This is a genomic window from Kitasatospora cineracea, assembly GCF_003751605.1.
Lineage (GTDB): Bacteria > Actinomycetota > Actinomycetes > Streptomycetales > Streptomycetaceae > Kitasatospora > Kitasatospora cineracea.
Genome location: NZ_RJVJ01000001.1, coordinates 1,838,417 through 1,861,643 on the forward strand (window position 1 = coordinate 1,838,417; position 23,227 = coordinate 1,861,643).

Below are 23,227 nucleotides of genomic sequence, written 5' to 3' on the forward strand. Positions count from 1 at the left end.
GCGGCCCGGCTGGTTCGCGCTGGCGGTGTTCACCGCGGGGTGCGCGGCCCTCGGCGGGTGGTCGAGGCCGGTGGCGGCGCCGCTGATCGGCCCGGCGGTCTGGCTGTTCCACAACGGTTTCGCGGAGCACCGGCATGCCGAGCTCGGCTGGTCCCGGCCGGCCGTCGAGGCCGGGCACCTCGCGCTGCTCACGGGCGCGGCCCTGCTCGCCGCCCTGGTGGGCGGGGTGTCGGCCCGGTGGCGGACGACGGGCGGGACGGCGGGCCGGACGACGGGCCGGACGACGGGGTGACGGCGCGGTGAGCGGCGGCGGTCGGGGCTGTGGGGCCCGGCCGCCGCGAACGGGAGCGGCCCGGGCGGTGCGTGGGGGCGCCGTCCGGGCCGCGGCCGGTCCGGGCGTCGTGAGGCGGGCGTCGCGGGGTGGGTGGGGGCGCGGGCGGTGCCCGGGAGGGGCTCGGGTGGCGTCCGGCGTGCGGTGGTTTCGTGGAAGCGCTCCCAAGAAAGGTCAGTACGCGTCTTCTGTCCGGGTGGTGAATCGAAGTACAAAGGAGCCAGCGGAAGTTCGGGCTGTGGGGGCCGGAACGGCCGCACCCGGGGCGGCCCGGGCGGTGCGTGGGGGTACTGCCTGGGCCGCCGGGTTTCCGCCCGGGTTCCCGCCGGGTTCCTGCCCGGGCCCGCCGGTTCCGCGCGGGGCCGACGCACAATGGACGGCATGAGCGCGCACGAGGACGGACTTCCCGCGGTGGCCCGGCTGCTGGCCGGGGCGGGGTGGTGGTGCTGAGCGGGGCCGGGTTGTCGACCGAGTCCGGGATCCCGGACTACCGGGGGCCGGACGGGGTCCGCCGGAACCGGGCGCCGATGACGTACCAGGAGTTCGTGGCGGGGGAGCCGGCCCGGCGGCGGTACTGGGCGCGCAGCCACGCGGGGCGGGCGGTGATCGCCGGGGCGCGGCCGAACGCGGGGCACCTCGCGGTGGCCCGGCTGCGGGAGGCGGGCCGGGTGGCGGCGGTGATCACCCAGAACGTGGACGGCCTGCACCGGGCCGCGGGCACCGCCGACGCGGTCGAGCTGCACGGCGGCCTGGACCGGGTGGTCTGCCTGGACTGCGGTGCCCGCAGCCCCCGCGCCGAGCTGGACGAGCGCCTCGCCGTCCTCAACCCGGCCTTCCGGGACGCCGGTTCGCGGATCAACCCGGACGGCGACGTCGAGCTGCCGGACGACCTGGTGGCCTCGTTCGCCGTCGCGCCGTGCGCCTCCTGCGGCGGCGTGCTCAAGCCGGACGTGGTGTTCTTCGGCGAGAGCGTCCCCAAGGAGCGGGTCGAGCACTGCTACCGGCTGGTGGACGAGGGCCGGGCCCTGCTGGTGCTCGGGTCCTCGCTGGCGGTGCTGTCCGGCCTGCGCTTCGTGCGGCACGCCGCGAAGGCCGGCAAGCCGGTCGCCATCGTCACCCGCGGCACCACCCGCGGCGACGACCTGGCCGCGGTCCGGGTGGACCGTCCGCTCGGCGAGGCCCTGACCGCGCTGGCCGCGCCCTTCGCGCGGTAGCCGCGCAGGTCGCCGCAGGTCGCGCAGGTCGCGGGAGGGGTCCGTCAAGGGGGCGTCAAGGTCGCGCGGGCAGCCGTATGGGGGGCGTCAGGGAGCGCGGGGACGGCCGGTTCCGCTGCTTGGCTCGGGGGTGCCGGGAAAAGCACCGGTTCCGTTCCGAGCCACCTTGGTGGATGCCATGTCAGACCTGATCTACGTCGGTGTCACGGTCGCCGTGTTCGCCGTCATCGCCCTGATCGCGCGGGGGGTGGAGAAGCTGTGAGCGCCGAGCACATAGCGGGTCTCCTCGTCGCCGCCGCGCTGGTCGGGTACCTCGTCCTCGCGCTGGTCCATCCGGAGAAGTTCTGACATGGGTCCGACTCTCGCCGGGTGGCTGCAGGCCGTCGCCCTGGTCGGCGCGCTGGCCCTGTGCTACCGCCCGCTGGGCGACCACATCGCCCACCTGCTCACCTCCGCCAAGCACCTGAGAGCCGAGCGCGGTCTCTACAAGCTGGTCGGCGTCGACGCGGACGCCGACCAGCGCTGGCCGGTGTACCTGCGGTCGGTGCTGGCGTTCTCCGCGCTGTCGGTGCTGTTCCTGTACGGGCTGATCCGGCTGCAGACGCACCTGCTGCTGAGCCTGGGCGTGCCCGGGATGGAGGCGCACCAGGCGTGGAACACCGCGATCTCGTTCACCACCAACACCAACTGGCAGTCGTACGGCGGTGAGTCGGCGATGGGCCACCTGGTGCAGATGGCCGGGTTGGCGGTGCAGAACTTCGTCTCGGCGGCGGTCGGCATCGCGGTGGTGGCGGCGCTGATCCGCGGGTTCACCCGCAACCGCACCGACCGGGTCGGCAACTTCTGGGTCGACCTGACCCGGATCGTGCTGCGGCTGCTGCTGCCGGTCTCGATCGTCTTCGCCCTCGTGCTGGCGGCCAGTGGCGTGGTGCAGAACTTCCACGGCTTCGAGCAGGTGACCACGTTGTCGGGCGGCTCGCAGCAGGTCCCGGGCGGGCCGGTGGCCTCGCAGGAGGTCATCAAGCTGCTGGGCACCAACGGCGGCGGCTTCTACAACGCCAACTCGGCGCACCCGTTCGAGAACCCGACCGGTTTCACCAACCTGCTGGAGGTGTTCCTGCTGCTGGTGATCGCCTTTGCCCTGCCGCGCACCTTCGGCAAGATGGTCGGCGACCACCGCCAGGGCTACGCGATCGTCGCGGTGATGGGCCTGTTCTGGGTGGCCTCGGCGGCGCTGGTCACCTTCTTCGAGCACCAGCACTCCGGCAGTGCGCTGCAGGCGGCCGGCGCGGCGATGGAGGGCAAGGAGCAGCGCTTCGGCATCGCGGCGTCCAGCCTGTTCGCGGCGTCGACGACACTGACCTCGACCGGCGCGGTGAACTCCTTCCACGACTCGTTCACGCCGCTGGGCGGCGGGCTGACCGTCTTCGACATGATGCTCGGCGAGATCGCGCCCGGCGGCACCGGTTCCGGCCTGTACGGCATGCTGATCCTCGCGATCGTCGCCGTCTTCGTGGCGGGCCTGATGGTCGGCCGCACCCCCGAGTACCTGGGCAAGAAGCTCGGCGGCCGGGAGATGAAGTTCGCCTCGCTGTACATCCTCACCACCCCCGCCGTCGTGCTGATCGGCGCGGGTACCGCGATCGCGCTGCCCGGCGAGCGGGCCGGGATGCTGAACGACGGCGCGCACGGCTTCTCCGAGGTGCTGTACGCGTTCACCTCGGCGGCGAACAACAACGGTTCGGCGTTCGCGGGCATCACGGTGAACACCACCTGGTACGACACGGCGCTGGGCCTGGCGATGGTGTGCGGCCGGTTCCTGCCGATGGTGTTCGTCCTCGCGCTGGCCGGTTCGCTGGCCCGGCAGCGGCCCGTCCCGGCGAGTGCGGGCACGCTGCCCACGCACCGGCCGCTGTTCGTCGGCCTGCTGTCGGGCGTCGTGCTGATCGTCGTCGGCCTCACCTACTTCCCGGCCCTGGCCCTCGGGCCGATCGCAGAAGGTCTCCACTGATGTCCACCACCGTCCCTGAAGTTCCGCAGCGGGCCGCGGGCGGCCTGCTCGATCCGAAACTGCTGCTCGCCTCGCTGCCCGACGCGGTGCGCAAGCTCGACCCCCGGGTGATGGTGAAGAACCCGGTGATGTTCGTGGTCGAGGTCGGCTCGGTGGTCACCACCGTCGCCGCGGTCGCCCACCCGTCGGTGTTCGGCTGGGCGATCACGCTCTGGCTGTGGCTGACCACGGTCTTCGCCAACCTGGCGGAGGCGGTCGCCGAGGGCCGCGGCAAGGCGCAGGCCGACACGCTGCGCAGGGCCAGGACCGAGTCGGTCGCGCGCCGCCTGACCGGCTGGCCCGGCTCCCGGTCCGAGGAGGAGGTCCCGGGCACCGCGCTGCGGTTGGGCGACCACGTGGTGGTCGAGGCGGGGCAGGTGATCCCGGGCGACGGCGACGTGGTCGAGGGTGTCGCGTCGGTGGACGAGTCGGCGATCACCGGTGAGTCCGCGCCGGTGATCCGGGAGTCCGGCGGCGACCGCAGCGCGGTGACCGGTGGCACCAAGGTGCTGTCCGACCGGATCGTCGTCAAGATCACTTCCGAGCCGGGCAAGACCTTCATCGACCGGATGATCGCCCTGGTGGAGGGCGCGGCCCGGCAGCGGACGCCGAACGAGATCGCCCTGAACATCCTGCTGGCCTCGCTGACGATCGTCTTCCTGGTCGCCGTGGTGACGCTGCAGCCGATGGCGACCTACGCGGGCGCCCCGCAGCCGACGATCGTGCTGGTCGCGCTGATCGTGGCGCTGATCCCGACCACGATCGGCGCGCTGCTCTCGGCGATCGGCATCGCCGGCATGGACCGGTTGGTGCAGCGCAACGTGCTCGCCATGTCGGGCCGGGCGGTGGAGGCCGCGGGCGACGTCAACACGCTGCTGCTGGACAAGACCGGCACCATCACGCTCGGCAACCGGCAGGCCGCCGAGTTCCTGCCCGCGTCCGGGGTCACGGTCGAGGAGTTGGCGGACGCCGCGCAGTTGTCCTCGCTGGCGGACGAGACCCCGGAGGGCCGCTCGATCGTCGTCCTCGCCAAGACCGGGTACGGCCTGCGGGCCCGCGCCCAGGGCGAGTTGGCGCACGCCGCCTGGGTGCCGTTCACCGCGCAGACCCGGATGTCGGGCGTGGACGTGGACGGCCGGCAGGTCCGCAAGGGCGCGGCCGGTTCGGTCGCCGACTGGGTGACCGTCAGCGGCGGCAGCGTCGGCGCGGACGTGGCCGCGCTGGTCGAGGGAATCTCCGCGGCGGGCGGCACCCCGCTGGTGGTGGCCGAGCGCGAGGGCGGCGGCGTGTCGCGGGTGCTCGGCGTGATCCACCTCAAGGACGTGGTGAAGGAGGGCATGCGGGAGCGCTTCGAGGAGCTGCGGCGGCTGGGCATCAGGACCGTGATGATCACCGGCGACAACCCGCTGACCGCCCGGGCGATCGCCGAGGAGGCGGGCGTCGACGACTTCCTCGCCGAGGCCACGCCCGAGGACAAGATGGCGCTGATCAAGCAGGAGCAGGAGGGCGGCAAGCTGGTCGCGATGACCGGCGACGGCACCAACGACGCCCCGGCGCTGGCCCAGGCCGACGTCGGCGTGGCGATGAACACCGGCACCATGGCGGCCAAGGAGGCCGGCAACATGGTGGACCTCGACTCCAACCCCACCAAGTTGATCGAGATCGTCGAGATCGGCAAGCAACTGCTGATCACCCGGGGCGCGTTGACGACCTTCTCGATCGCCAACGACGTCGCCAAGTACTTCGCGATCATCCCGGCGATGTTCGCGGGCGTCCACCCGGGCCTGCGGCACCTCAACGTCATGGGCCTGCACAGCCCGACCTCCGCGATCACCTCGGCGGTCGTCTTCAACGCCCTGGTCATCGTCGGCCTGATCCCGCTCGCCCTGCGCGGCGTCAAGTACCGGCCCACCGAAGCGAGTTCGCTGCTGTCCCGGAACATCGGGATCTACGGGATCGGCGGCCTGGTCGTGCCGTTCGTCGGCATCAAGGCGATCGACCTGGTCGTCCAGTTCGTCCCCGGCCTCAACTGACAAGAGAGGAGAACGAGACATGCCCACCTTCCTGCGCACCCACCTCACCGCGCTGCGGATGCTGCTGGTGATGACCGTGATCCTCGGCATCGCCTACCCGCTGCTGGTCACCGGCGTCAGCCAACTCGCCTTCCGGCAACGGGCGAACGGCTCGATCGTCGAGGTCGACGGCAAACCGGTCGGCTCCAGCCTGCTCGGCCAGCGCTTCGACCTGCCGCAGTCCGACCCGAGCGCCCCGGCCCGGCCCGACCCGAAGTGGTTCCAGCCCCGCCCCTCCGCGGGCGGCTACGACCCGGCCGCCTCCGGCGCCTCCAACCTCGGCCCGAACAGCGCCGGCCTGCTGAAGGCCGTGCAGGAGCGCCGGGCCGCCGTCGCCGCCTTCGACGGCGTCGACCCGGCCACCGTCCCGCCGGACGCGCTGACCGCCTCCGGCTCCGGCCTCGACCCGCACATCTCCGTCGCCTACGCCAAGCAGCAGGTCGACCGCGTCGCCCGGGAGCGCGGCCTCCCCGCGGCCCAGCTCGACCGGCTGGTCGAGGAGCACACCGACGGCCGCTCGCTCGGCTTCCTCGGCCAGCCCGGCGTCAACGTCCTCGAACTCAACCAGGCTGTCGCCGCAATCAAGTGACGGACCGTCAGTTCCCTGCGCAGGCCGTCCCGGACGCTCCCCGCCCGGGACGGCCGGCCGCGCACCAGGCCAACTCCCGCGCCGTACAGTCGAGAAGACCCCCCGGGCCCCGGTCGCGTCTCGCGGGCGCCCGGCGGGCCCGCCGTCAGGGCCGGCCGCGCCCCGCGCCCAGGCCGGGCACCCACGCGTCCAGGCCCGCGACCACGCTGCCCGCGACCGTGCCCAGCAGCGCGCCCGCGACGACGTCGCCCGGGTAGTGGACGCCGGTGTGGACCCGCGAGTAGCCGACCGTCGCGGCCAGCAGCCCGAGCGGCGCCGCCGCCCACGGCAGCTGGGAGGAGACCCCGGTGGCGAAGGCGAACGCCGACGCGGTGTGCCCGGACGGGAAGGACGCCGACGCGGGCATCGGCACGTGCCGGGCCTCGGGGACCTTCCCGCCGACCCGGTCCGGCCGCGGGCGGCGGGCCAGCGTCTTGCCGAGCAGGTTCGCCGCCGCCGAGGCCACCGCCACCGACCCGAGGCCGACCAGCGCGGCCCGGCGCGGCCGCCCCGGCAGCAGGGCCAGCCCGCAGGCCACCGCGATCGAGACCTTCGAGTTGTTCGCGGCCGTGGACAGCTGCCGCAGCCGCTTGTCCAGGGTCGGCGTCGGGGTCGCCGCCACCGCGACGTACACCGCCTCGTCCACCGCCGAGAAGTCCGCCACCACGCGCTGTCCCGCCAGCACCCACCGCGTCAACGCCTGCACTACGCACCGCCGTTCGGATCGGTCCGGCCCGACGCCAGGTGCGCCAGCCGGCTCCACTTCAGGGCCGGTACCGGGGCCACCGTGCCCGGCCGGTCGCGCGGGACCCGCACCCGCAGCGCACCGGGCCGGATCGTGCAGCGCACCGGCACGTCCAGTTCCAGGGCCTCGCCGTCCACCGCGACCGGGATGCTCGCCACATCCGCCGTGACCAGCACCTCGCGGCCGACCAGGACCGTCACCGCCTCCGCACTCGTACCACGCAGCGCCAGGTCGGCGGCCTGCGCCGCGCCGTCCACCCGGACCCCGAGGACGCCGAGCGCGCCGCGGTCCATCCGCGAACGCCGCCCCGGGTCGAGCAGGTCGCCCGCGTCGTACGGGTTGTTGCTGACCAGGACGGCCTGCGGGCGTTCCAGCCGCTGCCCGCCGGCCTCGGCGGCGAGCTGCGCGCCCGCGTAGCCGACCAGCAGGTCCGGCAGCATGGCCAGGACGGTGGCGGCCTTCGCGTCCCGGTACTCGGGGTTCTGCACCACCTCCGCGTAGGTGCCGAACGAGACGTTGTTGACGAAGGCCCGGCCCGCGACCTCGCCGAGGTCGACCCGCAGTTCGACGCCGTCGGCGAGCGCGTCCAGGCAGCGGGCCGGGTCGTCGCGGTCCAGGCCCAGGTCGAGCGCGAAGTGGTTGCGGGTGCCCGCCGAGACCACCAGGAACGGCAGCCCGTGCCGGGCCGCGACCTGCGCCACCAGCGCCTGGGTGCCGTCGCCGCCCGCCACGCCCAGCAGGTCGGCGCCGTCCGCGACGGCCCGCTCGGCCAGCTCGGTGACGTCCTGCTGCGCGTCCGGGTCCAGCAGCACCACCTCCGCGCCCAACTCCCGGGCCCGCTCCGCCAGGTGGAACTTCTCCACCTTCCCGCCGCCGGACTTCGGATTCATGATCAGGACGGCCTTGCGCGGCGGATCGACCTCCCGCTCCGGCATCTCCCGGGACCGCCCGGCCGCGCGCAGCGCCACCCGGGCCAGCCACAGGCCCGCCGCCCACAGCGCCACCGCGCCCAGCACCCACGGCCACGTTCCGCCGCCCACGTACAGCACCACCGCGCCCACCGGGGCCGCCACCGCCAGCAGCACCCCCAGCCAGCGCACCGGCCCGCGCCGCGACAGCGCCCACCACCCGCCGACCGCCATCAGCGCCAGCGCGGCCACCCCGACCGCCACCACCAGCGCCCCGCGCAGCCCGGCCCCGGCGGCCAGCAGCAGCACCGCCGCCAGCCCGCACCCGATCGCCGCCCGCGCCGACCACACCGCCCTCGCCGGCCACACCGCCCTCGCCGCCTCTCCCATCCGTCGACCGTAACGCCCTGTCAGCTACCCCGCCCGGCGCGCCGCATCCCTGTGGCAGAATCCGCCGGGTGACCATCCGGGTGCTGATCGCCGACGACCAGGAGATGGTGCGGCGGGGGCTGCGGCGCATCCTGGAGACCCAGCCGGACCTCACCGTGGTCGGCGAGGCCGGCGACGGGGTCGCCGCCGTCGAGGCGGCCCGCGCGCTGCGCCCGGACGTCGCCCTGGTGGACGTCCGGATGCCCCGGATGGACGGCCTGGAGGTGGTCCGGCAGCTGTGCGGGCCGGGCGCCGACCCGCAGGTCCGGGTGGTCGTGGTGACCACCTTCGACCTGGACGAGTACGTGTACCCGGCGCTGCGCGGCGGCGCGTCCGGCTTCCTGCTCAAGCGCTCGGGACCGGCGCTGCTGATCGAGGCGGTGCGCGCCGCGGTGGCCGGGGACAGCCTGATCAGCCCGTCCGTCACGGTCCGGCTGCTGCGCCACGTCACCGGACGCCGCCCCGGCGCGGACCCGCCGGCGGAGCCGCTGACCCCGCGCGAGACGGAGATCGCCCGGGAGGTCGCCGAGGGCCGCACCAACGCCGACATCGCGGCCGCGCTGTTCATCTCGGCGGGCACCGTCAAGACCCACGTCGCGCACATCCAGCGCAAGTTGGGCGTCCGCAACCGGGTCGGCGTCGCCATGCGGGCGTTCGAGCTCGGCTACCTCACCGACCTGCCGGGCGGCCCGGCGTGAGCACCCGCCGGACGGCGGCGAGCACTCACCGGGTGGCGGTGAGTACCCGCCGGGTGGCGGCGACGGCCGCCGCCGCGTTGCTGCTGCTCGTCCCCGCGCCGTTCGGCCCGTGGCCGGTCTGGCTCCCGGCGCTCACCGCCGCCGCGGTGCTCGCCCTCACCGCGCTGGGCGGCCCGGCGGCGGTGTGCTGGGCCGCCGGGCTCTCGCTGGCCGCCGACCTCGGCCACGTCGGCGAGAACGGGCCGGCGCTGCTCTGGATGCCGGTCGAGTACGCGCTGCTGCTGGTGCTCACGGTGCGCGCCGTCCGGTGGCTGCCCGGCCGCCGGGCCTGGTGGGGCGGGGCGCTCGGCGCGCTGGCCGGGCCGGCCCTGCCGCTGCGCTTCGCGCTCCGGCAGCCGCACCCGCTGGACGCCTCGGTCGCCGGACTGCTCATCGCCGCCGTGCCGGTCGCCGCGGCCGTCGGCACCGGCCTGTACCTGCGCCGACAGGACGAACGGCGGACCCGCGCGGTCGACGACGCCCGCCGCGCACAGCGCCTGGCCGTCGCCGGGGACCTGCACGACTACGTCGCCCACGAGCTGACCGGCATCCTGCTGGAGGTGCAGGCCGCGCGGCTCGGCGGCCACGACGAGGCGGAGAACGCCCGGCTGCTGGCCCGGCTGGAGGCCGCCGGGCAGCGCGCGCTGGTCTCCATGGACCACACCCTGGACGCCCTGCGGGCCCCCGACGGCGCCGCGCCCCGCCGCCACGCCCTGGCCGAACTCCCGGCGCTGCTCGGCCACTTCCCGACCCCGCCCGCCCTGCACGGCTTGGCCGGACTGCCCGCCCTGCCGCCCGCCGTCGAGGACGCCGCCTACCGGGCGGTGCTGGAGGCGCTCACCAACGTCCGCCGCCACGCCCCCGCCGCGGACCGGGTCACCGTCACGCTCGCCCACGCCCCCGGCAGCGGCCTCACCGCCACCGTCACCGACGGCGGCCCCGCCCACCCGCACCCCCGCCCGGGCGGCGGCAGCGGGCTCGACGCGCTGCGCACCCGGCTCGCCGCGCTCGGCGGCGAACTGGCGGCCGGCCCGCTCGACCCGGCCGGCCCCGGCTGGCGGGTCGAGGCCCGGATCCCGACCGGGGACTGACCCCCGCGGCCGACGGTCCCGAACGCGCCGACGGCCCCGAACGTTGCTGGTGGCCCTGAACACGCCGGTGGTCCCGAACACGCAGACAGCCCCGAACGCGCCGGTGGCGCACGGCAGTTCACCGTGCGCCACCGCCACTGCCGGCTTCTGCGTTCCTACTCCTCGACGGGCGTGCCGTCGGCCGCGATCCGGGCGAAGCCCAGGTACGGGCGCAGCGCCTTCGGCAGCAGGACCGAGCCGTCGGCCTGCTGGTGCTGCTCCAGCACCGCCGCGATGGTCCGGCCCAGCGGCAGGCCCGAGCCGTTGACGGTGGCGGCCGGGGTCGGCTTGCCCTTCTCGTCCCGGGTGCGGATGCCGGCCCGGCGGCCCTGGAAGGTGCCGAAGTCCGAGACCGAGGAGATCTCCCGGTAGGTGTCCTGGCTGGGCAGCCACACCTCCAGGTCGTACGTCAGGCGCGACGAGAATCCGGTGTCGCCGGCCGCCAACATGACGACGCGGTAGGCGAGTTCGAGCTCCTGCAGGCAGGTCTCGGCGTGCGAGACCATCAGCAGCATCTGCTCCCGGGCCTGCTCGGCGGCGCAGATCCGGACCATCTCGACCTTCGAGAACTGGTGCAGCCGGATCAGCCCGCGGGTGTCGCGCCCGTACGAGCCGGCCTCCGAGCGGAAGCACGGGGTGTGCGCGGTGAGCGCCAGCGGCAGTTCGGCGGGCGGGACGATCTCGTCCGCGTACAGGTTGGTCAGCGGCACCTCGGCGGTCGGGATCAGGAACAGGTCCCGGTCCGCGACGCCGGTCCGGAACAGGTCCTCCTCGAACTTCGGCAGCTGCCCGGTGCCGGTCATGGTGCGCCGGTTGACCAGGTACGGCACCGCGTGCTCGACATACCCGTGCCGGCGGGTGTGCACGTCCAGCAGCAGGGCGACGATCGCCCGCTCCAGGGCGGCGCCGGCGCCGCGCAGCACGCTGAAGCGCGAGCCCGACAGCTTGGTGGCCCGGCCGAAGTCCATGATGCCCATGGTCTCGCCGAGGTCGACGTGGTCCTTGGGCGTGAAGTCGAAGTGCTGCGGCTCGCCGACCCGGCGCAACTCGCGGGCGTCCTCGTCGGAGAAGCCGTCGGGAGCCTCGTCGTCGGGCAGGTTGGGGATGGTCAGCAGCAGGTCGGTCAGCTCCTGCTGGACCTGCTCCAGCTCCGCCTCGTTCTGCTGCACCTGCTCCTTGAGGGCGCGGGCGGTCTCCTTCAGCTCGGTGACGTCCCCGCCCTGCTTCGCGGTGCGCTGCACCTCCTGGGCGACCTGCTTCGAGCGGGCCCGCAGCTCGTCGCCGGCCTGGATGCCGCTGTTGCGGCGGGACTGCAGCGCCTCCAGCGCGGACAGGTCGAGCCGGTAGCCACGACGTGCCAGAAGCCGGACGGCTTCGTCCCCCAGGTCGATCAGGACGCGGGCATCATGCATCGGAGTCGGTTCTCCTCTGAGTACGGCGGTTGCAGCGGGTGGATTCGCCCCGACCGTAGCAGGGGCGGGGAAGCCGCTGCAGCGCCTTTCGGGCCCGCCGCACGCGGGGTGCGCCCTCCCTTGCGGGGATAGTCCCCGCAGGGATAATCTCTGCGTAGAGGAAATCGGATGGAACACCGACCGCAGGGGGAACCGCCATGTGGCAGCACGAGTACACCGCCGAGACCGCCGCCGCGCCGAGTGCCGTCTGGGCCGTGCTCAGCGACCTCGACCACTGGACCGACTGGGACACCTCGATGGAGGCCGTCGCCCTGGAGGGCCCCTTCGAGGTCGGCGGCCGGGTCTCGATGACCCCGACCGGGCAGGAGCCGATCGTCTCCGTCATCACCCGGATCGAGGCGGACCGCGCCTACGCCGACCGCACCGAGTTCGGCGGCGCCGTACTGGACTTCTCGCACACCCTCACCGCCCTCCCCGCCGGCGGCACCCGGGTGGTCCACCGCCTGGAGATCACCGGCCCCGAGGCCGACCGGCTCGGCCCCGAACTCGGCCCGATGATCACCGAGGACTTCCCGGACGCGATGGCCGCCCTGCTGGCCCGCGCCGAACGGACCGCCTGACCGCCTGGCCGGAACGACCGCCCGACCGTTCGACCGGGGCGACTGCCCGACCGGGTCGACCGCCCGACCGTGTTGGATGGTCCGGCCGACCGGAAACGCCGGTGACGCACGAAGGAGGACGGGACGATGGACGGACTGGTCGAGGGCCCGGCGAACAGCCCCGGCTTCTGGCTCTGGCACGCCACCCTGCGCTGGCAGCGCGAGGTCGCCGCCGCCCTCGCCCCGTACGACCTGACGCACCCCCAGTTCGTGCTGCTCTCCTGCGCCTGGTGGCTCAACGAGCAGGGCGCCACCCCCAACCAGCAGGAACTCTCCGCCCAGGCCGGCACCGACGTCCGCACCACCTCCCAGGTGGTGCGGAAACTGGAGGCCAAGGGCCTGCTCGACCGCACCACCGACCCCGACGACACCCGGGCCCGCCGCCTGCGCATCACTCCCCGCGGCACCGCCCTCGCCCGCGCCGCGATCCCGGCCGTCGAGGCGGTCGACCGCACTTTCTTCACCCCGGCCGCCCACGGCTCCCCGTCCCTCACCCCGGACGCCCTCAGCCACCTGCTCCGCCGCCTGGCCGAAGCCCCGTAACACCCGGCCCCGGCCCCGCGCGGTCTCAGCCCCGGGCGACGAACTCCGCCACCACCGGCCCCAGCACCTCCGGCGCCACCTCGTGGGTCTGCCCCGCCAGGGTGCGGTGCTCGGCGCCCGCGGCGGCGGCCGTCGCGGTGGCGGCGTCACGCAGCATCGCGGGGCTGAGCTCGCCGTCGGCGACCAGCACCGGCACCGGCAGCCCGGCCAGCAGCGCGGTCGGCACCGGCGCGCCCGCCGCCCCGTCCAGCACCTCCGCGTCGTTGACCAGGGTCGGCGCCACCGCCACGAAGGCCGGCCACACCGGCGACTGCCGCAGCTGTTCGACCATCGGCCCGGGGGAGCCGACGAAGAGCATGAACCGGGCCACCGCGTCGCCCGGCTCGCCCGCCAGGACGTCCTTCTCGACGCCCGCCCGGTACTCCGCGAACCGGGCGCGCTGCTCCTCGGAGGTGCTGAACGGCGGCTCGTACGCCACCACCCGCTCCACCCCGATGCCCGCCCCGGCCGCCCGCAGCGCGAGCGCCGCCCCGGAGGACAGACCCAGCAGCGTCGCCCGGCCGCCCGCCGCCGCGACGACCGCCGCCAGGTCCTCCACCTCCCGCTCCACGGCGTACGGCCCGCCCGCACCGCTCTCCCCGCGCCCGCGCCGGTCGTAGCTGAACACCCGGTGCGCCCCGGCGAGTTCGGCCGCGAGACCGCCCGACGGCCCGAACGCGCGGTGGCACAGCGCGCCGTCCACGATCACCACGGCCGGGCCGCTGTCGCCCGCCACCTGGTGGGCGATCCGGGTGCCGTCGGCGGAGGTCACGTACTCGGTCATGCCAACTCCCTCTCAAATAGCTCTAGTTGCTCTGGTTGCTCTGATCGCTTGCTCTGATTGCCCTGGTTTTCCGACCGGCCGCTCCCGGCCCCGCCCCGCTCAACTGCCGGCGTCGGCCAGGGTGTGCGCGACCAGCGCGTTGGCGTGCCCGTGGCCCAGCCCGTGCTCGGACTTCAGCCAGGCCACCAGCTCCATGTGCTTGGTCAGCGGCGAATCGGTGATCAGCTGCTGCCACTCGGCGATCGGGCGCCCGTACTTCTGCTCGATCGAGGGGAAGTAGCTGGCCGGTCCCTTGACGCCCATCTGCTCGCTCCGTCCATGTCCGTGTTCCGCGCACCGCGCACCGTGTTCCGCGCACCGTGTTCCACGCGCTGCGCGCAGCGCGCTGCCGTCACAGGAGAAGACGCGGCGCCCCGGCGGAACTCATCGGTCCTCGCCAAAGTTTTTTCCGGCCCGTACGGTTCGGACCATGGCACGCATCGACGACAGCACGATCGACCGGGCGGCCGGTTACCTGTGGACGGCGGGCCGGGTCCTCGAACAGCGGCGCTTCGCCCACCTGTTCGGCGAAGTCCCCGACCCGGTGGGCGTCCTGGCCGCCCTGGACGCCTACCGCGCCCCCGGCGGCGGCTGGGCGTACGGCCTGGAGCCGGACGTCCGCGGGCCCGCCGCCCAGCCGCTGGCGGCCGGCGCGGCCGCCCGGATCCTGGCCGAGGCGGACGCCCTGAACGGCCCGCGTGGCGCCGAACTCTGCGACTGGGCCGCCACGTTGACCACCGGGGACGGCGGCGTCCCGGCCGTCCTGCCCAGCCTGCGCCGCTACCCGCACCCGCCCTTCCTGCCGCTCGCCGACGACCCGCCCGCCGAACTGCTCTCCACCGGCCAGATCGCCGCCCCGCTGCTCAGGGCTGGACTGCAGCACCCCTGGCTGACCGGCGCGGCGGAGTTCTGCCGCCGCGCGATCGAGGCGATCGGGACGACCCACCCGTACGAGGTGATCACCGCCGTCGGATTCCTGGACGCCGCCCCGGACCGCGCCTGGGCCGGGCAACAGGCCGACCGGCTGGGGGAGTTGGTGCGTGAGCAGCAGCTGGTGCTGCTCGACCCGGTCCGCCCCGGGCAGGTCCGGTTGGCGCCCGGCTACGCGCCCGGCGAGTTCCACTTCCCGCACGACTTCGCGCCCACCCCGGACAGCCTGGCCCGGGCCTGGTTCACCGACGCCGAGACCGAGCGCGGCCTCGACCACCTGGCCGCCGCCCAACTCCCGGACGGCGGCTGGCCGATCACCTGGGCCCGCTGGTCCGCCGCCACCGAGCACGAGGCCCGCCCGGGCGTCACCCTGGCCGCCCTTCGCACCCTCCGAGCCTACGCGGGCTGAGCCCGCCCGCCGTCCACCGGCGCTGCGCGCTACGGCAGCGCCGCCAGCCACCCGTCCGCGACGGCGGTCCGGGCGTACAGCACGAAGCGCCCCGCCCGGTGCGAGGAGACCAGCCCCGCGGTGCGCAGCGCGGTGAGGTGCTGGGAGGCCGCCGGGGCGGTGACGCCGCAGCGGGCGGCGAGTTCGGTGGTGGAGGCGGGGACGTCCAGTTCGGCCAGCAGCCGGGTGCGGGTGCGGCCGAGCACGGGCGCGAGCGCCTCGGCGCGCGGGGCCGGCCGGTGCTCCCAGACGGTCGCGGCGCCCAGCGCGGGGTAGCAGAGCTGCGGCGGGTCGGGGGCGACGGTGCGGGTCAGCAGCCGGGGCCAGGCGAACACCGAGGGCACCAGCAGCAGTCCGGCGCCGGTCGGGATCCGGGTGACGGCGCAGTGTCGCTCCGACAGGTGCAGGGTGCCGTCCGCCCAGCGCACCGTCCCGTGCAGTTCGCCGAGCACGGCCGCGCTGCCCCGTTCGGCGGCCCGCCGGGCGCGCCGCAGGACGTCCGCCTCCAGCACCGCTCCGATCCGCGACCAGTACGGGGCGAGGGCGAGCTGCCAGAACGCCTCGATCTCGGCGGTGATCCGCCGCAGCGCCTGCTCGGGTTCGCGTTCCAGCGCCCGCAACCGGGGTCCGCTCCGACCGTCACCGCTGCTCCGACCGTCACGACCGCTCCGACCGTCACGGCCGCCGCGGTCGGCGTGCAGGCAGTCCAGGTCGTGCCGGAGCAGGGCGGGGCCGGTGGCCCGGATCGCGGCCAGTTCGGCGGCCAGGTCGGTGACCGGCCGGTCCGGGACGGGGTTGAGGAAGTCCGGCAGGTGCCCGTGCGGCGGGACCAGTTCGGCCAGCCAGCCGCGGTCCAGCCCGGCGGCGGCCAGCCGGGGCCGGACCTGCGCGGCCCAGCGGCGGTGCGGCACGGGCACCGGGTCGGCGGCCAGCGCGCGGCAGGCGGCGACCACCTCCCACATCGGCGAGACCGCGAACCTGGTCAGCGCGAGGTCGTCCGCCGTCAGCGGCAGCCCGGTCCGCACCCAGCCACCCCCGCATCCGCCGCCGTCGATTAGGCCGCAGCTTAATCGGTCGGCGCAGCCCCGCCCGGCCGGGCAGGATCGGTTCCGACCACCGTGCCCACCCCGCACCGGAAGCGAGCCCCGCATGTCGAACCGCACCCTCCCCGCCCGTTCCGCCGAGCACGCCGCCACCCTCCGCGCCCTCGTCGCCGCCGACGCGCCGCTGCTGCTCCCGAACGCCTGGGACGCGGGCAGCGCGGCGGTGATCGCCGCGGCCGGCGCCGCCGCGATCGCCACCACCAGCGGCGGCGTCTCCTGGTCGGCGGGCCGCGGCGACGGCCAGGGCCTGGACCGGGCGGCGATGGCCGAGGCGGTGCGCCGGATCGCGGCCGCCGTGGACGTCCCGGTGACCGCCGACGTCGAGGGCGGCTACGGCCCGGCGCCCGAGGACGTGGCCGAGACCGTCCGCGCGGTGGTCGCGGCGGGCGCGGTCGGCGTCAACCTGGAGGACTCGGCCGCCCCGGGCGGTCCGCTGTTCACCGTCGCCGAGCAGTCCGCCCGGCTGCGCGCCGCCCGGGCGGCCGCCGCCGAGGCGGGCCTGCCCGGGCTGCTGGTCAACGCCCGTACCGACGTTCACCTGTTCGGGGTCGGCCCGGCGGACGGCCGCCCGGCCGAGGTGGTGCGCCGCGCCGAGGCGTACGCGGCGGCCGGGGCCGACTCGCTGTTCGTCCCCGGCCTGCTCGACCTCGCCGCGCTGAAGGAACTGACCGCCGCGTCCCCGCTGCCGGTCAACGCGATGGCCGTCCCGGGCGGCCCGACCGTCGCGGAACTCGCCGCCGCCGGGGTCCGCCGGATCAGCCTGGGCACCGCACTCGCCCAGGCCGCGTACACCGCCGCGCATCGGGCCGCCACCGAACTGCTCGGTACCGGCACGTACGGCGCGCTGGGCGGCGCGCTCGACTACGGCACCCTGAACGGCCTGCTCGCCGGCCGCCGGCCCGGCCGCTGACCAGACCTCTGGTCCGGGTTCCGGCCAGACCGCCGACCGAGCCGCCGACCCGGCCGCTGACCAAGCCGCTGATCGGGCGTCAGGACACCGCGCGCTTCACCAGCTCGGCGACCCGGGCCGCCTCCGCGTCGCCCAGCTCGGCGACGGCGAAGTAGGTCGGCCACAGCGCGCCGTCGTCCAGCTTGGCGCTGTCGCTGAAACCGATCATCGCGTACCGGGACTTGAACTTGGCGGCGCTCTGGAAGAAGCACACCGGCTTGCCGTCCGCGTTGTTGTACGCGGGCATGCCGTACCAGGTCTTCGGGGCCAGCTGCGGCGCCGCCTCGGCGACGATCTCGTGGAAGCGCCGGGCGAGCACCCGGTCCTCCTCCGGCATCTCCTCGATCTTCGCCAGCAGGTCCTGCTCGGCCTCGGCCGCCTTTGCCGCGGCCGAGGCCCGCTTGGACTCCGCCTTCAGCTCCTTGGCGCGCTCCTTCATCGCCGCGCGCTCGTCCGCCGTGAAACCCTCGTGCTTCTCCGCCATGGCCGGTCCTCCCGTTTCCGTTCTCCGTCGTCACCGATCCTAGGAACCGGGCGGCCCTCCCGGCTTCTCGGAAACTGACCGGCTCGACCGGTCGCGCCAAAAGCCAAGGCCAAAGCCAAAGCCAAAGCCAAAAGCAGTGGAGCCCGGCCCCGGGCCGGACTCCACTGCGGCGTCGACGGCCTCAGCGGGCCTTGAAGGTCCGCAACCGCAGGCTGTTGCCGACCACGAACAGCGAGGAGAAGGCCATCGCGGCGCCCGCGATCATCGGGTTGAGCAGGCCGGCGGCGGCGAGCGGGATCGCGGCGATGTTGTAGGCGAAGGCCCAGAACAGGTTGCCCTTGATGGTGGCCAGGGTGCGTCGGGAGAGTCGGATCGCGTCGGCGGCGGAGCGCAGGTCGCCGCGGACCAGGGTCAGGTCGGCGGCTTCGATCGCGGCGTCGGTGCCGGTGCCGATGGCCAGGCCGAGGTCGGCCTGGGCGAGGGCGGCCGCGTCGTTGACGCCGTCGCCGACCATCGCCACGGTGCGGCCCTCGGCCTGCAGCCGTTGGACGGTGGCGACCTTGTCCTCGGGCAGCACTTCGGCGATCACGTCCTCGGCCGGGATGCCGACTTCGGCGGCCACCGATTCCGCCACCAGCCGGTTGTCGCCGGTCAGCAGGACGGGGCGCAGGCCCAGGGCGCGCAGTTCGGCGATCGCCTCGGCGCTGGTCGGCTTGACCGCGTCGGCGACCTCCAGCACGGCCCGGGCCGTCCCGTCCCAGCCCACCGCGATCGCGGTCCGCCCGGCCCGCTCGGCCGTGGCCTTCGCCGCGAGCAGCCCGGCTGGCAGGTGCTGCGACCAGTCGGCCAGCAGCGCCTCGCGCCCGGCGACCACCGCGTGCCCGTCGACCACGCCCTGCACGCCCAGTCCGGGGAGGTTCTCGAAGTCCGTGACGGCGGGCAGGTCGCCGAACCGGTCCTGTGCGGCGGTGGCCACGGCCTGGGCGATCGGGTGCTCGGAGGCGTGTTCCAGGGCGCCGGCCAGGCGCAGTGCCTCGTCCTCGGTGGTGCCCTCGGCGGTGTGCACGCCCAGCAGTGCCATCCGGCCGGTGGTGACGGTGCCGGTCTTGTCGAGCACGACGGTGTCGGCCTTGCGGGTGTTCTCCAGGACTTCGGGGCCCTTGATCAGGATGCCGAGCTGGGCGCCGCGCCCGGTGCCGACCAACAGGGCGGTGGGGGTGGCCAGGCCGAGGGCGCACGGGCAGGCGATGATCAGCACCGCGACGGCCGCGGTGAACGCCGCGCTCCAGCCCTCGCCGGTGCCCAGCCAGTAGCCCAGGGTGGCCAGCGCCAGGGTGATCACGATCGGCACGAACACGCCGGAGATCCGGTCGGCCAGGCGCTGGGCGGCGGCCTTGCCGTTCTGCGCGTCCTCCACCAGCTTGGCCATCCGGGCCAGTCGGGTGTCCGCGCCGACCCGGGTCGCCTCGACGACCAGGCGGCCGCCCGCGTTGACGGTCGCGCCGGTCACACTGTCGCCGGGCCCGACCTCCACCGGCACCGACTCGCCGGTGAGCATCGAGGCGTCCACCGCGGAGCTGCCCTCGACCACCGTGCCGTCGGTGGCGACCTTCTCGCCGGGCCGCACCACGAACCGGTCCCCGACCGCCAGTTGACCGACCGGGACGCGGACCTCGCGCCCGTCCCGCAGCACGGCGACGTCCTTGGCATCCAGTTCCAGCAGCGCCTTCAGCGCGGCGCCCGCGGTCCGCTTCGAGCGGGCCTCGAAGTACCGTCCGGCCAGGATGAACGCGGTGACGCCGGCCGCCGCCTCCAGGTAGATGTTCGAGGAGCCGTCCGAACGGGCGATGGTGAACTCGAAGCCGTGCCGCATCCCCGGCATGCCCGCGTCCCCGAAGAACAGCGCCCACAGCGACCACAGGAACGCGGCGCCGGTGCCCAGCGAGACCAGGGTGTCCATGGTCGCCGCGCCGTGCTTCGCGTTGGTCCAGGCGGCCTTGTGGAACGGCCAGGCGGCGTACGTCACCACCGGCGCGGCCAGGGTCAGCGACAGCCACTGCCAGTTGTCGAACTGCAGGGCCGGCACCATCGCCATGGCGATCACCGGCACCGCCAGCGCGACGGCCGCGACCAGCCGCTGCCGCAGCGGCGCCAGCTCGTCGGCCCGCCCGTCCCCTCCGGCCGCCTCCCGCTGCTCCGCCGGGGGCTCCGGCAGCGCGGCGGTGTAGCCGGTGGCCTCGACGGTGGCGATCAGGTCGGCGACCTCCACGGGACCCTCGACGACCACCCGGGCCTTCTCGGTGGCGTAGTTGACGCTGGCCCGGACGCCGTCCATGCGGTTGAGCTTCTTCTCGATCCGCGCGGCGCAGGACGCGCACGTCATGCCGCCGATGCGGAGTTCCACCTCGGTGGAGGCGGGTGCTGCCTGGGTGGTCATCAGGGCTCCTCGTGGTCTCTCCCGGCCGCGGCCGGGTTCCTGCGGTCGGTCTCTCAGGCCCGGCCGGTCAGTTCGTAACCGGCCTCGTCGATCGCGGCGCGCACCGCCTCGTCGGCCAACCCGGCGGTCGAGTCGACGCTCACCAGCCCGCCCTCGACGTCGACCCGCACGGCCTGCACGCCCTCCAGCGCGCCGACCGCCTTCGCGACGGCCTGTTCGCAGTGGCCGCAGGTCATCCCGGCGACGGTGAACACGGTGGTGACGGCGGCCGGCGCGGCCACGGTCGCGGTGGTGGAGCAGGTGCCTTCGCTGGAGCAGCAGGACATGGGAACCTCCGATGTGGTCTGCGATACCCGGTGGGGGTATCGCCTTCATGTCTCCAGTTGTACCCCCGGGGGGTATGTATCGCAAGCGTCGGTCCGGGAAAAGTCGCCCGCCCCTTCGCCGTCCCGGAAATTTGCACCCCTCCCGTCCCGCCTGCGACTCCCTCCTGGCCTGGGGAAATGCCGCCCGCTCGACCGCCGCCGCCCCTGCCCGCCCTCCCGGCCCTGGTTGACACATACCCCCCAGGGGTATCTACTCGCTGCCGTCGGAACGCCCCGGAGCCCAGGGAGCGATCCCGGCCCCCTCTCGCACCACCACCCAGGAGCCCGCCGTGAACACCGCTCTCAAGGCCACCGCCTTCGCCGCCGGCCTCGCCGCCACCTTCACCGCCGCGTACGGCGTCGGCCGCGCCGTCGGCCCCGCCCCCTCCCAGCCGCACCCCGCCGCCCACCCGGCCGACGACGCGGGCACCACCGCCCACGCCGACCACCAGGTCGGCGGCCTGCAGGCCGCCGAACGCGGCTACACCCTCAGCCTGGACCGCACCGTCGTCCCGGCCGGGGGCCCGACCGAACTGAGCTTCCGGGTACTGGCCCCCGACGGGCACCCGCTCACCGCCTACCGGCCCGCGCACGAGAAGGAACTGCACCTGATCGTCGCCAACCGCGACCTGACGGACTTCCAGCACCTGCACCCGGTCCGCGCCGCCGACGGCACCTGGACCGCCCCGGCGAACATCGCCGCGGCCGGCGACTACCGGGTCTTCGCCGACTTCACCCCAGCCGCCGAGACCGACCCGCTCACCCTCGGCGCCGACCTGCACGCCGCCGGCGACCACCGCCCGGCCGCCCTCCCGCAGACCGGCCGCACCGTCACCGTCGACGGCTACACCCTCACCCTCACCGGCGACCTCGCCCCGGGACGGCCCGGCCGCCTCGCCTTCACCGTGACCGAGGACGGCCGCCCGGTCACCGACCTCGACCCGCACCTCGCCGCCTACGGACACCTGGTGGTCCTGCGCGCCGGTGACCTCGGCTACCTGCACGTCCACCCGGACGGCGAACCCGGCGACGGCGCCACTGCCCCCGGCCCGGAGATCGACTTCACCGCGACCGCGCCGAGCCCGGGCGACTACCGCCTCTTCCTGGACTTCCAGCACCGGGGCACCGTCCACACCGCGGCCTTCACCCTCACCGCCGAAACCCACCGGCACTGACCCCGCTGTCCCCGCCCCGTGCACCCGTCCGCCCCCTGCATACCCCCACCCGGTATATCTCGGAGGAGTCCCCGACCATGTCCGACCCCAGCGCACCACCCGCACCGCGCCGTTGGACGGCGCTCACCCTGATCGCCCTCGCCCAGTTCATGGTCATCATGGACACCTCGATCATCGGCGTGGCCCTGCCCGAGATGCGCTCCGCGCTCGACTTCTCGCCGGAGGGCCTGTCCTGGGTGTTCAACGCCTACGTGATCGCCTTCGGCGGCCTGCTGCTGCTCGGCGGACGGCTCTCCGACCTGCTCGGCGCCAAGCGCGTCTTCGCGGCCGGCTGGACGGTCTTCGCCGCCGGCTCCCTGCTGGCCGGCCTGGCCGGCACCGCCTGGGTCGAACTGGTCGGCCGCGCCGTGCAGGGCGCGGGCTCGGCCCTGATCGCCCCGGCGGCGCTCACCCTGCTGATGACGCTCTTCGGCCCCCGCCCCGCCGAACTGCCCAAGGCGTTCGCCCTGTACGGGGCGGCCGCCCCGGCCGGCGGCACCGCGGGCGTGTTCCTCGGCGGCCTGATCACCCAGTACGCCAGCTGGGAGTGGGTGTTCTGGATCAACATCCCGGTGGCGCTGGCCGTGCTCGCCGCCACCCCGTCCGTGATGCCCGCCGCCGCGGCCCGCCGCGGTTCGATCGACTGGCTCGGCGCGGTCACCGTCACCGCCGGCCTCGCTGTCACCGTCCTCGCCGTCGTCCGCGCCCCGGAAGCGGGCTGGGGCTCGGCGCGGACCTGGCTCGCCCTCGCCGCCGGCCTGCTGCTGATCGCCGCGTTCGTGCTGCTGCAGTCCCGCCGCCGCGAACCGCTGATGCGGCTCGGCATCTGGCGCAGCCCGAACCTGGCCGGAGCCAACCTGGCCCAACTGCTGATGGCGGCGGCCTGGATCCCGATGTGGTTCTTCCTCAACCTCTACCTGCAGCAGGTGCTCGGCCTCGGGGCGTTCGCCTCGGGCGCGGCACTGCTCCCGATGACCGCCGCGATCATGCTGATGATGATCGTCCTGGCGCCCCGGCTGATCGCCCGCTTCGGCCCCAAGCCGCTGATCGCCACCGGCCTCGCCGCCCTCGCGGCCGGCATGTACTGGCTCTCGCTGGCCCGCCCGGACGGTAGCTTCGCGGTCGACGTGCTGCCCGCCTCCCTGCTCGCCGCGATCGGCATGTCGCTGGCCTTCATCCCCTCCCTCGGCACCGCCCTCGCCGTCCCCGACCCCGCCGAGGGCGGCCTCGCCTCCGGCATCGTCAACACCTCCTACCAGGTCGGCTCCGCCCTCGGCCTGGCCGCCATGACCGCCGTCGCCGCCGCCAACGGCTCCCGCCGACTCACCGACCCCACCGCCCTCACCCACGGCTTCTCCACCGCCTTCCTCGGCGCCGCCCTCCTCGCCCTCCTCGGCGCCCTCACCTCCCTCCTCACCCTCCGCACCCGCACCCCCTGACCCCCACCCCGGCCGCGGCCGGCCCGCGGCCCGACTCCGGCCGCGGCCCGGCCGCTTCGGCGTTCCCCCGGAGGGAAGCCGCGACCCGACCTCCCCCACACCCCTCCCTCCACTGCCCGCCCTCCGGCGAGCCGGCCC

General features: G+C 74.8%; 23 protein-coding genes. 14 read left to right on the forward strand and 9 right to left on the reverse strand.

Features of this window, described 5'->3' with window-relative positions; translation table 11 throughout:
- Positions 1-70: 70 nt before the first annotated feature.
- From EDD39_RS38920 to kdpC, 6 genes are all read left to right on the forward strand, one after another.
- Positions 71-292, forward strand: a complete 222-nt coding sequence (locus tag EDD39_RS38920) for a hypothetical protein (protein ID WP_148089411.1) — start codon at positions 71-73, stop codon at positions 290-292.
- Between the two features lie 482 nt (positions 293-774).
- Positions 775-1,545 carry an NAD-dependent protein deacetylase gene (locus tag EDD39_RS08430; RefSeq protein WP_425269744.1) on the forward strand — a complete coding sequence of 257 codons (771 nt, stop codon included), beginning with the start codon at positions 775-777 and terminating at the stop codon, positions 1,543-1,545.
- A gap of 258 nt (positions 1,546-1,803) precedes the next feature.
- Entirely contained in the window at positions 1,804-1,893 is a 90-nt protein-coding gene (gene kdpF, locus EDD39_RS08435) for a K(+)-transporting ATPase subunit F (RefSeq protein ID WP_037876428.1), read from the forward strand.
- A 1-nt stretch (position 1,894) separates the two neighbouring features.
- A complete protein-coding gene (gene kdpA, locus EDD39_RS08440; protein ID WP_123554466.1) occupies positions 1,895-3,556 on the forward strand; it encodes a potassium-transporting ATPase subunit KdpA in 1,662 nt (553 codons plus the stop codon).
- Positions 3,556-5,628 carry a potassium-transporting ATPase subunit KdpB gene (kdpB, locus tag EDD39_RS08445; protein WP_123554468.1) on the forward strand — a complete coding sequence of 691 codons (2,073 nt, stop codon included), beginning with the start codon at positions 3,556-3,558 and terminating at the stop codon, positions 5,626-5,628. Before kdpA ends, kdpB begins: the two co-directional genes overlap by 1 nt.
- Before the next feature lie 19 nt (positions 5,629-5,647).
- Positions 5,648-6,256, forward strand: a complete 609-nt coding sequence (gene kdpC / locus EDD39_RS08450; RefSeq protein WP_123554471.1) for a potassium-transporting ATPase subunit KdpC — start codon at positions 5,648-5,650, stop codon at positions 6,254-6,256.
- A 145-nt stretch (positions 6,257-6,401) separates the two neighbouring features.
- Here the strand turns inward: kdpC and EDD39_RS08455 are convergent, their stop codons facing one another.
- Together EDD39_RS08455 and EDD39_RS08460 are read right to left on the reverse strand one after the other, a co-directional pair.
- Positions 6,402-7,001 (reverse strand): phosphatase PAP2 family protein, encoded by a 600-nt coding sequence (locus EDD39_RS08455; protein WP_123554473.1) that lies wholly within the window; start codon positions 6,999-7,001, stop codon positions 6,402-6,404.
- Entirely contained in the window at positions 7,001-8,338 is a 1,338-nt protein-coding gene (locus EDD39_RS08460; RefSeq protein ID WP_244256650.1) for a diacylglycerol/lipid kinase family protein, read from the reverse strand. Before EDD39_RS08460 ends, EDD39_RS08455 begins: the two co-directional genes overlap by 1 nt.
- Positions 8,339-8,406: 68 nt before the next feature.
- On the opposite strand from EDD39_RS08460, the gene EDD39_RS08465 reads away from it, so the two are divergent.
- Together EDD39_RS08465 and EDD39_RS41955 are read left to right on the forward strand one after the other, a co-directional pair.
- Entirely contained in the window at positions 8,407-9,075 is a 669-nt protein-coding gene (locus tag EDD39_RS08465) for a response regulator (RefSeq protein ID WP_123554477.1), read from the forward strand.
- Positions 9,076-9,107: 32 nt separating this feature from the next.
- Positions 9,108-10,205, forward strand: a complete 1,098-nt coding sequence (locus EDD39_RS41955; RefSeq protein ID WP_279638380.1) for a sensor histidine kinase — start codon at positions 9,108-9,110, stop codon at positions 10,203-10,205.
- Positions 10,206-10,360: 155 nt separating this feature from the next.
- Here the strand turns inward: EDD39_RS41955 and serS are convergent, their stop codons facing one another.
- Complete coding sequence (gene serS, locus EDD39_RS08475; protein WP_123554479.1) at positions 10,361-11,656, reverse strand: serine--tRNA ligase; 1,296 nt, start codon at positions 11,654-11,656, stop codon at positions 10,361-10,363.
- Positions 11,657-11,853: 197 nt separating this feature from the next.
- Between serS and EDD39_RS08480 the strand changes: the two genes are divergently transcribed.
- Both EDD39_RS08480 and EDD39_RS08485 read left to right on the forward strand, forming a co-directional pair.
- Entirely contained in the window at positions 11,854-12,276 is a 423-nt protein-coding gene (locus EDD39_RS08480; protein ID WP_123554481.1) for an SRPBCC family protein, read from the forward strand.
- A gap of 126 nt (positions 12,277-12,402) precedes the next feature.
- Positions 12,403-12,858, forward strand: a complete 456-nt coding sequence (locus EDD39_RS08485; protein ID WP_123554483.1) for a MarR family winged helix-turn-helix transcriptional regulator — start codon at positions 12,403-12,405, stop codon at positions 12,856-12,858.
- Between the two features lie 25 nt (positions 12,859-12,883).
- Here the strand turns inward: EDD39_RS08485 and EDD39_RS08490 are convergent, their stop codons facing one another.
- Together EDD39_RS08490 and EDD39_RS08495 are read right to left on the reverse strand one after the other, a co-directional pair.
- A complete protein-coding gene (locus tag EDD39_RS08490; protein ID WP_123554485.1) occupies positions 12,884-13,681 on the reverse strand; it encodes an alpha/beta fold hydrolase in 798 nt (265 codons plus the stop codon).
- Positions 13,682-13,780: 99 nt separating this feature from the next.
- Positions 13,781-13,984, reverse strand: coding sequence for a DUF4287 domain-containing protein (locus EDD39_RS08495; RefSeq protein ID WP_123554487.1), 204 nt, complete (start codon positions 13,982-13,984; stop codon positions 13,781-13,783).
- A gap of 166 nt (positions 13,985-14,150) precedes the next feature.
- Between EDD39_RS08495 and EDD39_RS08500 the strand changes: the two genes are divergently transcribed.
- Positions 14,151-15,059 carry a hypothetical protein gene (locus EDD39_RS08500; protein WP_123554488.1) on the forward strand — a complete coding sequence of 303 codons (909 nt, stop codon included), beginning with the start codon at positions 14,151-14,153 and terminating at the stop codon, positions 15,057-15,059.
- A gap of 29 nt (positions 15,060-15,088) precedes the next feature.
- Here EDD39_RS08500 and EDD39_RS08505 read toward each other — a convergent pair whose 3' ends face one another.
- Positions 15,089-16,123, reverse strand: coding sequence for an ArsR/SmtB family transcription factor (locus EDD39_RS08505; RefSeq protein WP_244256651.1), 1,035 nt, complete (start codon positions 16,121-16,123; stop codon positions 15,089-15,091).
- Positions 16,124-16,247: 124 nt separating this feature from the next.
- Between EDD39_RS08505 and EDD39_RS08510 the strand changes: the two genes are divergently transcribed.
- Positions 16,248-17,111, forward strand: coding sequence for an isocitrate lyase/PEP mutase family protein (locus EDD39_RS08510; RefSeq protein WP_123554490.1), 864 nt, complete (start codon positions 16,248-16,250; stop codon positions 17,109-17,111).
- Positions 17,112-17,190: 79 nt separating this feature from the next.
- Here EDD39_RS08510 and EDD39_RS08515 read toward each other — a convergent pair whose 3' ends face one another.
- The 3 genes from EDD39_RS08515 to EDD39_RS08525 form a co-directional block, all read right to left on the reverse strand.
- Positions 17,191-17,634, reverse strand: a complete 444-nt coding sequence (locus EDD39_RS08515; protein ID WP_123554491.1) for an iron chaperone — start codon at positions 17,632-17,634, stop codon at positions 17,191-17,193.
- A 181-nt stretch (positions 17,635-17,815) separates the two neighbouring features.
- A complete protein-coding gene (locus EDD39_RS08520) occupies positions 17,816-20,071 on the reverse strand; it encodes a heavy metal translocating P-type ATPase (RefSeq protein WP_123554492.1) in 2,256 nt (751 codons plus the stop codon).
- A gap of 53 nt (positions 20,072-20,124) precedes the next feature.
- Positions 20,125-20,397, reverse strand: a complete 273-nt coding sequence (locus tag EDD39_RS08525) for a heavy-metal-associated domain-containing protein (RefSeq protein WP_123554493.1) — start codon at positions 20,395-20,397, stop codon at positions 20,125-20,127.
- Positions 20,398-20,726: 329 nt separating this feature from the next.
- Between EDD39_RS08525 and EDD39_RS08530 the strand changes: the two genes are divergently transcribed.
- Together EDD39_RS08530 and EDD39_RS08535 are read left to right on the forward strand one after the other, a co-directional pair.
- Entirely contained in the window at positions 20,727-21,611 is an 885-nt protein-coding gene (locus tag EDD39_RS08530; RefSeq protein WP_123554494.1) for a hypothetical protein, read from the forward strand.
- 77 nt (positions 21,612-21,688) lie between these two features.
- Complete coding sequence (locus EDD39_RS08535) at positions 21,689-23,089, forward strand: MFS transporter (protein WP_123554495.1); 1,401 nt, start codon at positions 21,689-21,691, stop codon at positions 23,087-23,089.
- Positions 23,090-23,227 lie beyond the last annotated feature (138 nt).

Excerpts from the sequence above, each read along its gene's own strand:
- kdpA (WP_123554466.1), top strand. The coding sequence starts at position 1,895 with ATGGGTCCGACTCTCGCCGGGTGGCTGCAGGCCGTCGCCCTGGTCGGC.
- kdpB (WP_123554468.1), top strand. The coding sequence starts at position 3,556 with ATGTCCACCACCGTCCCTGAAGTTCCGCAGCGGGCCGCGGGCGGCCTG.
- kdpC (WP_123554471.1), top strand. The coding sequence starts at position 5,648 with ATGCCCACCTTCCTGCGCACCCACCTCACCGCGCTGCGGATGCTGCTG.
- EDD39_RS08460 (WP_244256650.1), bottom strand. The coding sequence starts at position 8,338 with ATGGGAGAGGCGGCGAGGGCGGTGTGGCCGGCGAGGGCGGTGTGGTCG.
- serS (WP_123554479.1), bottom strand. The coding sequence starts at position 11,656 with ATGCATGATGCCCGCGTCCTGATCGACCTGGGGGACGAAGCCGTCCGG.
- EDD39_RS08480 (WP_123554481.1), top strand. The coding sequence starts at position 11,854 with ATGTGGCAGCACGAGTACACCGCCGAGACCGCCGCCGCGCCGAGTGCC.
- EDD39_RS08485 (WP_123554483.1), top strand. The coding sequence starts at position 12,403 with ATGGACGGACTGGTCGAGGGCCCGGCGAACAGCCCCGGCTTCTGGCTC.
- EDD39_RS08490 (WP_123554485.1), bottom strand. The coding sequence starts at position 13,681 with ATGACCGAGTACGTGACCTCCGCCGACGGCACCCGGATCGCCCACCAG.
- EDD39_RS08495 (WP_123554487.1), bottom strand. The coding sequence starts at position 13,984 with ATGGGCGTCAAGGGACCGGCCAGCTACTTCCCCTCGATCGAGCAGAAG.
- EDD39_RS08500 (WP_123554488.1), top strand. The coding sequence starts at position 14,151 with ATGGCACGCATCGACGACAGCACGATCGACCGGGCGGCCGGTTACCTG.
- EDD39_RS08510 (WP_123554490.1), top strand. The coding sequence starts at position 16,248 with ATGTCGAACCGCACCCTCCCCGCCCGTTCCGCCGAGCACGCCGCCACC.
- EDD39_RS08515 (WP_123554491.1), bottom strand. The coding sequence starts at position 17,634 with ATGGCGGAGAAGCACGAGGGTTTCACGGCGGACGAGCGCGCGGCGATG.
- EDD39_RS08520 (WP_123554492.1), bottom strand. The coding sequence starts at position 20,071 with ATGACCACCCAGGCAGCACCCGCCTCCACCGAGGTGGAACTCCGCATC.
- EDD39_RS08525 (WP_123554493.1), bottom strand. The coding sequence starts at position 20,397 with ATGTCCTGCTGCTCCAGCGAAGGCACCTGCTCCACCACCGCGACCGTG.
- EDD39_RS08535 (WP_123554495.1), top strand. The coding sequence starts at position 21,689 with ATGTCCGACCCCAGCGCACCACCCGCACCGCGCCGTTGGACGGCGCTC.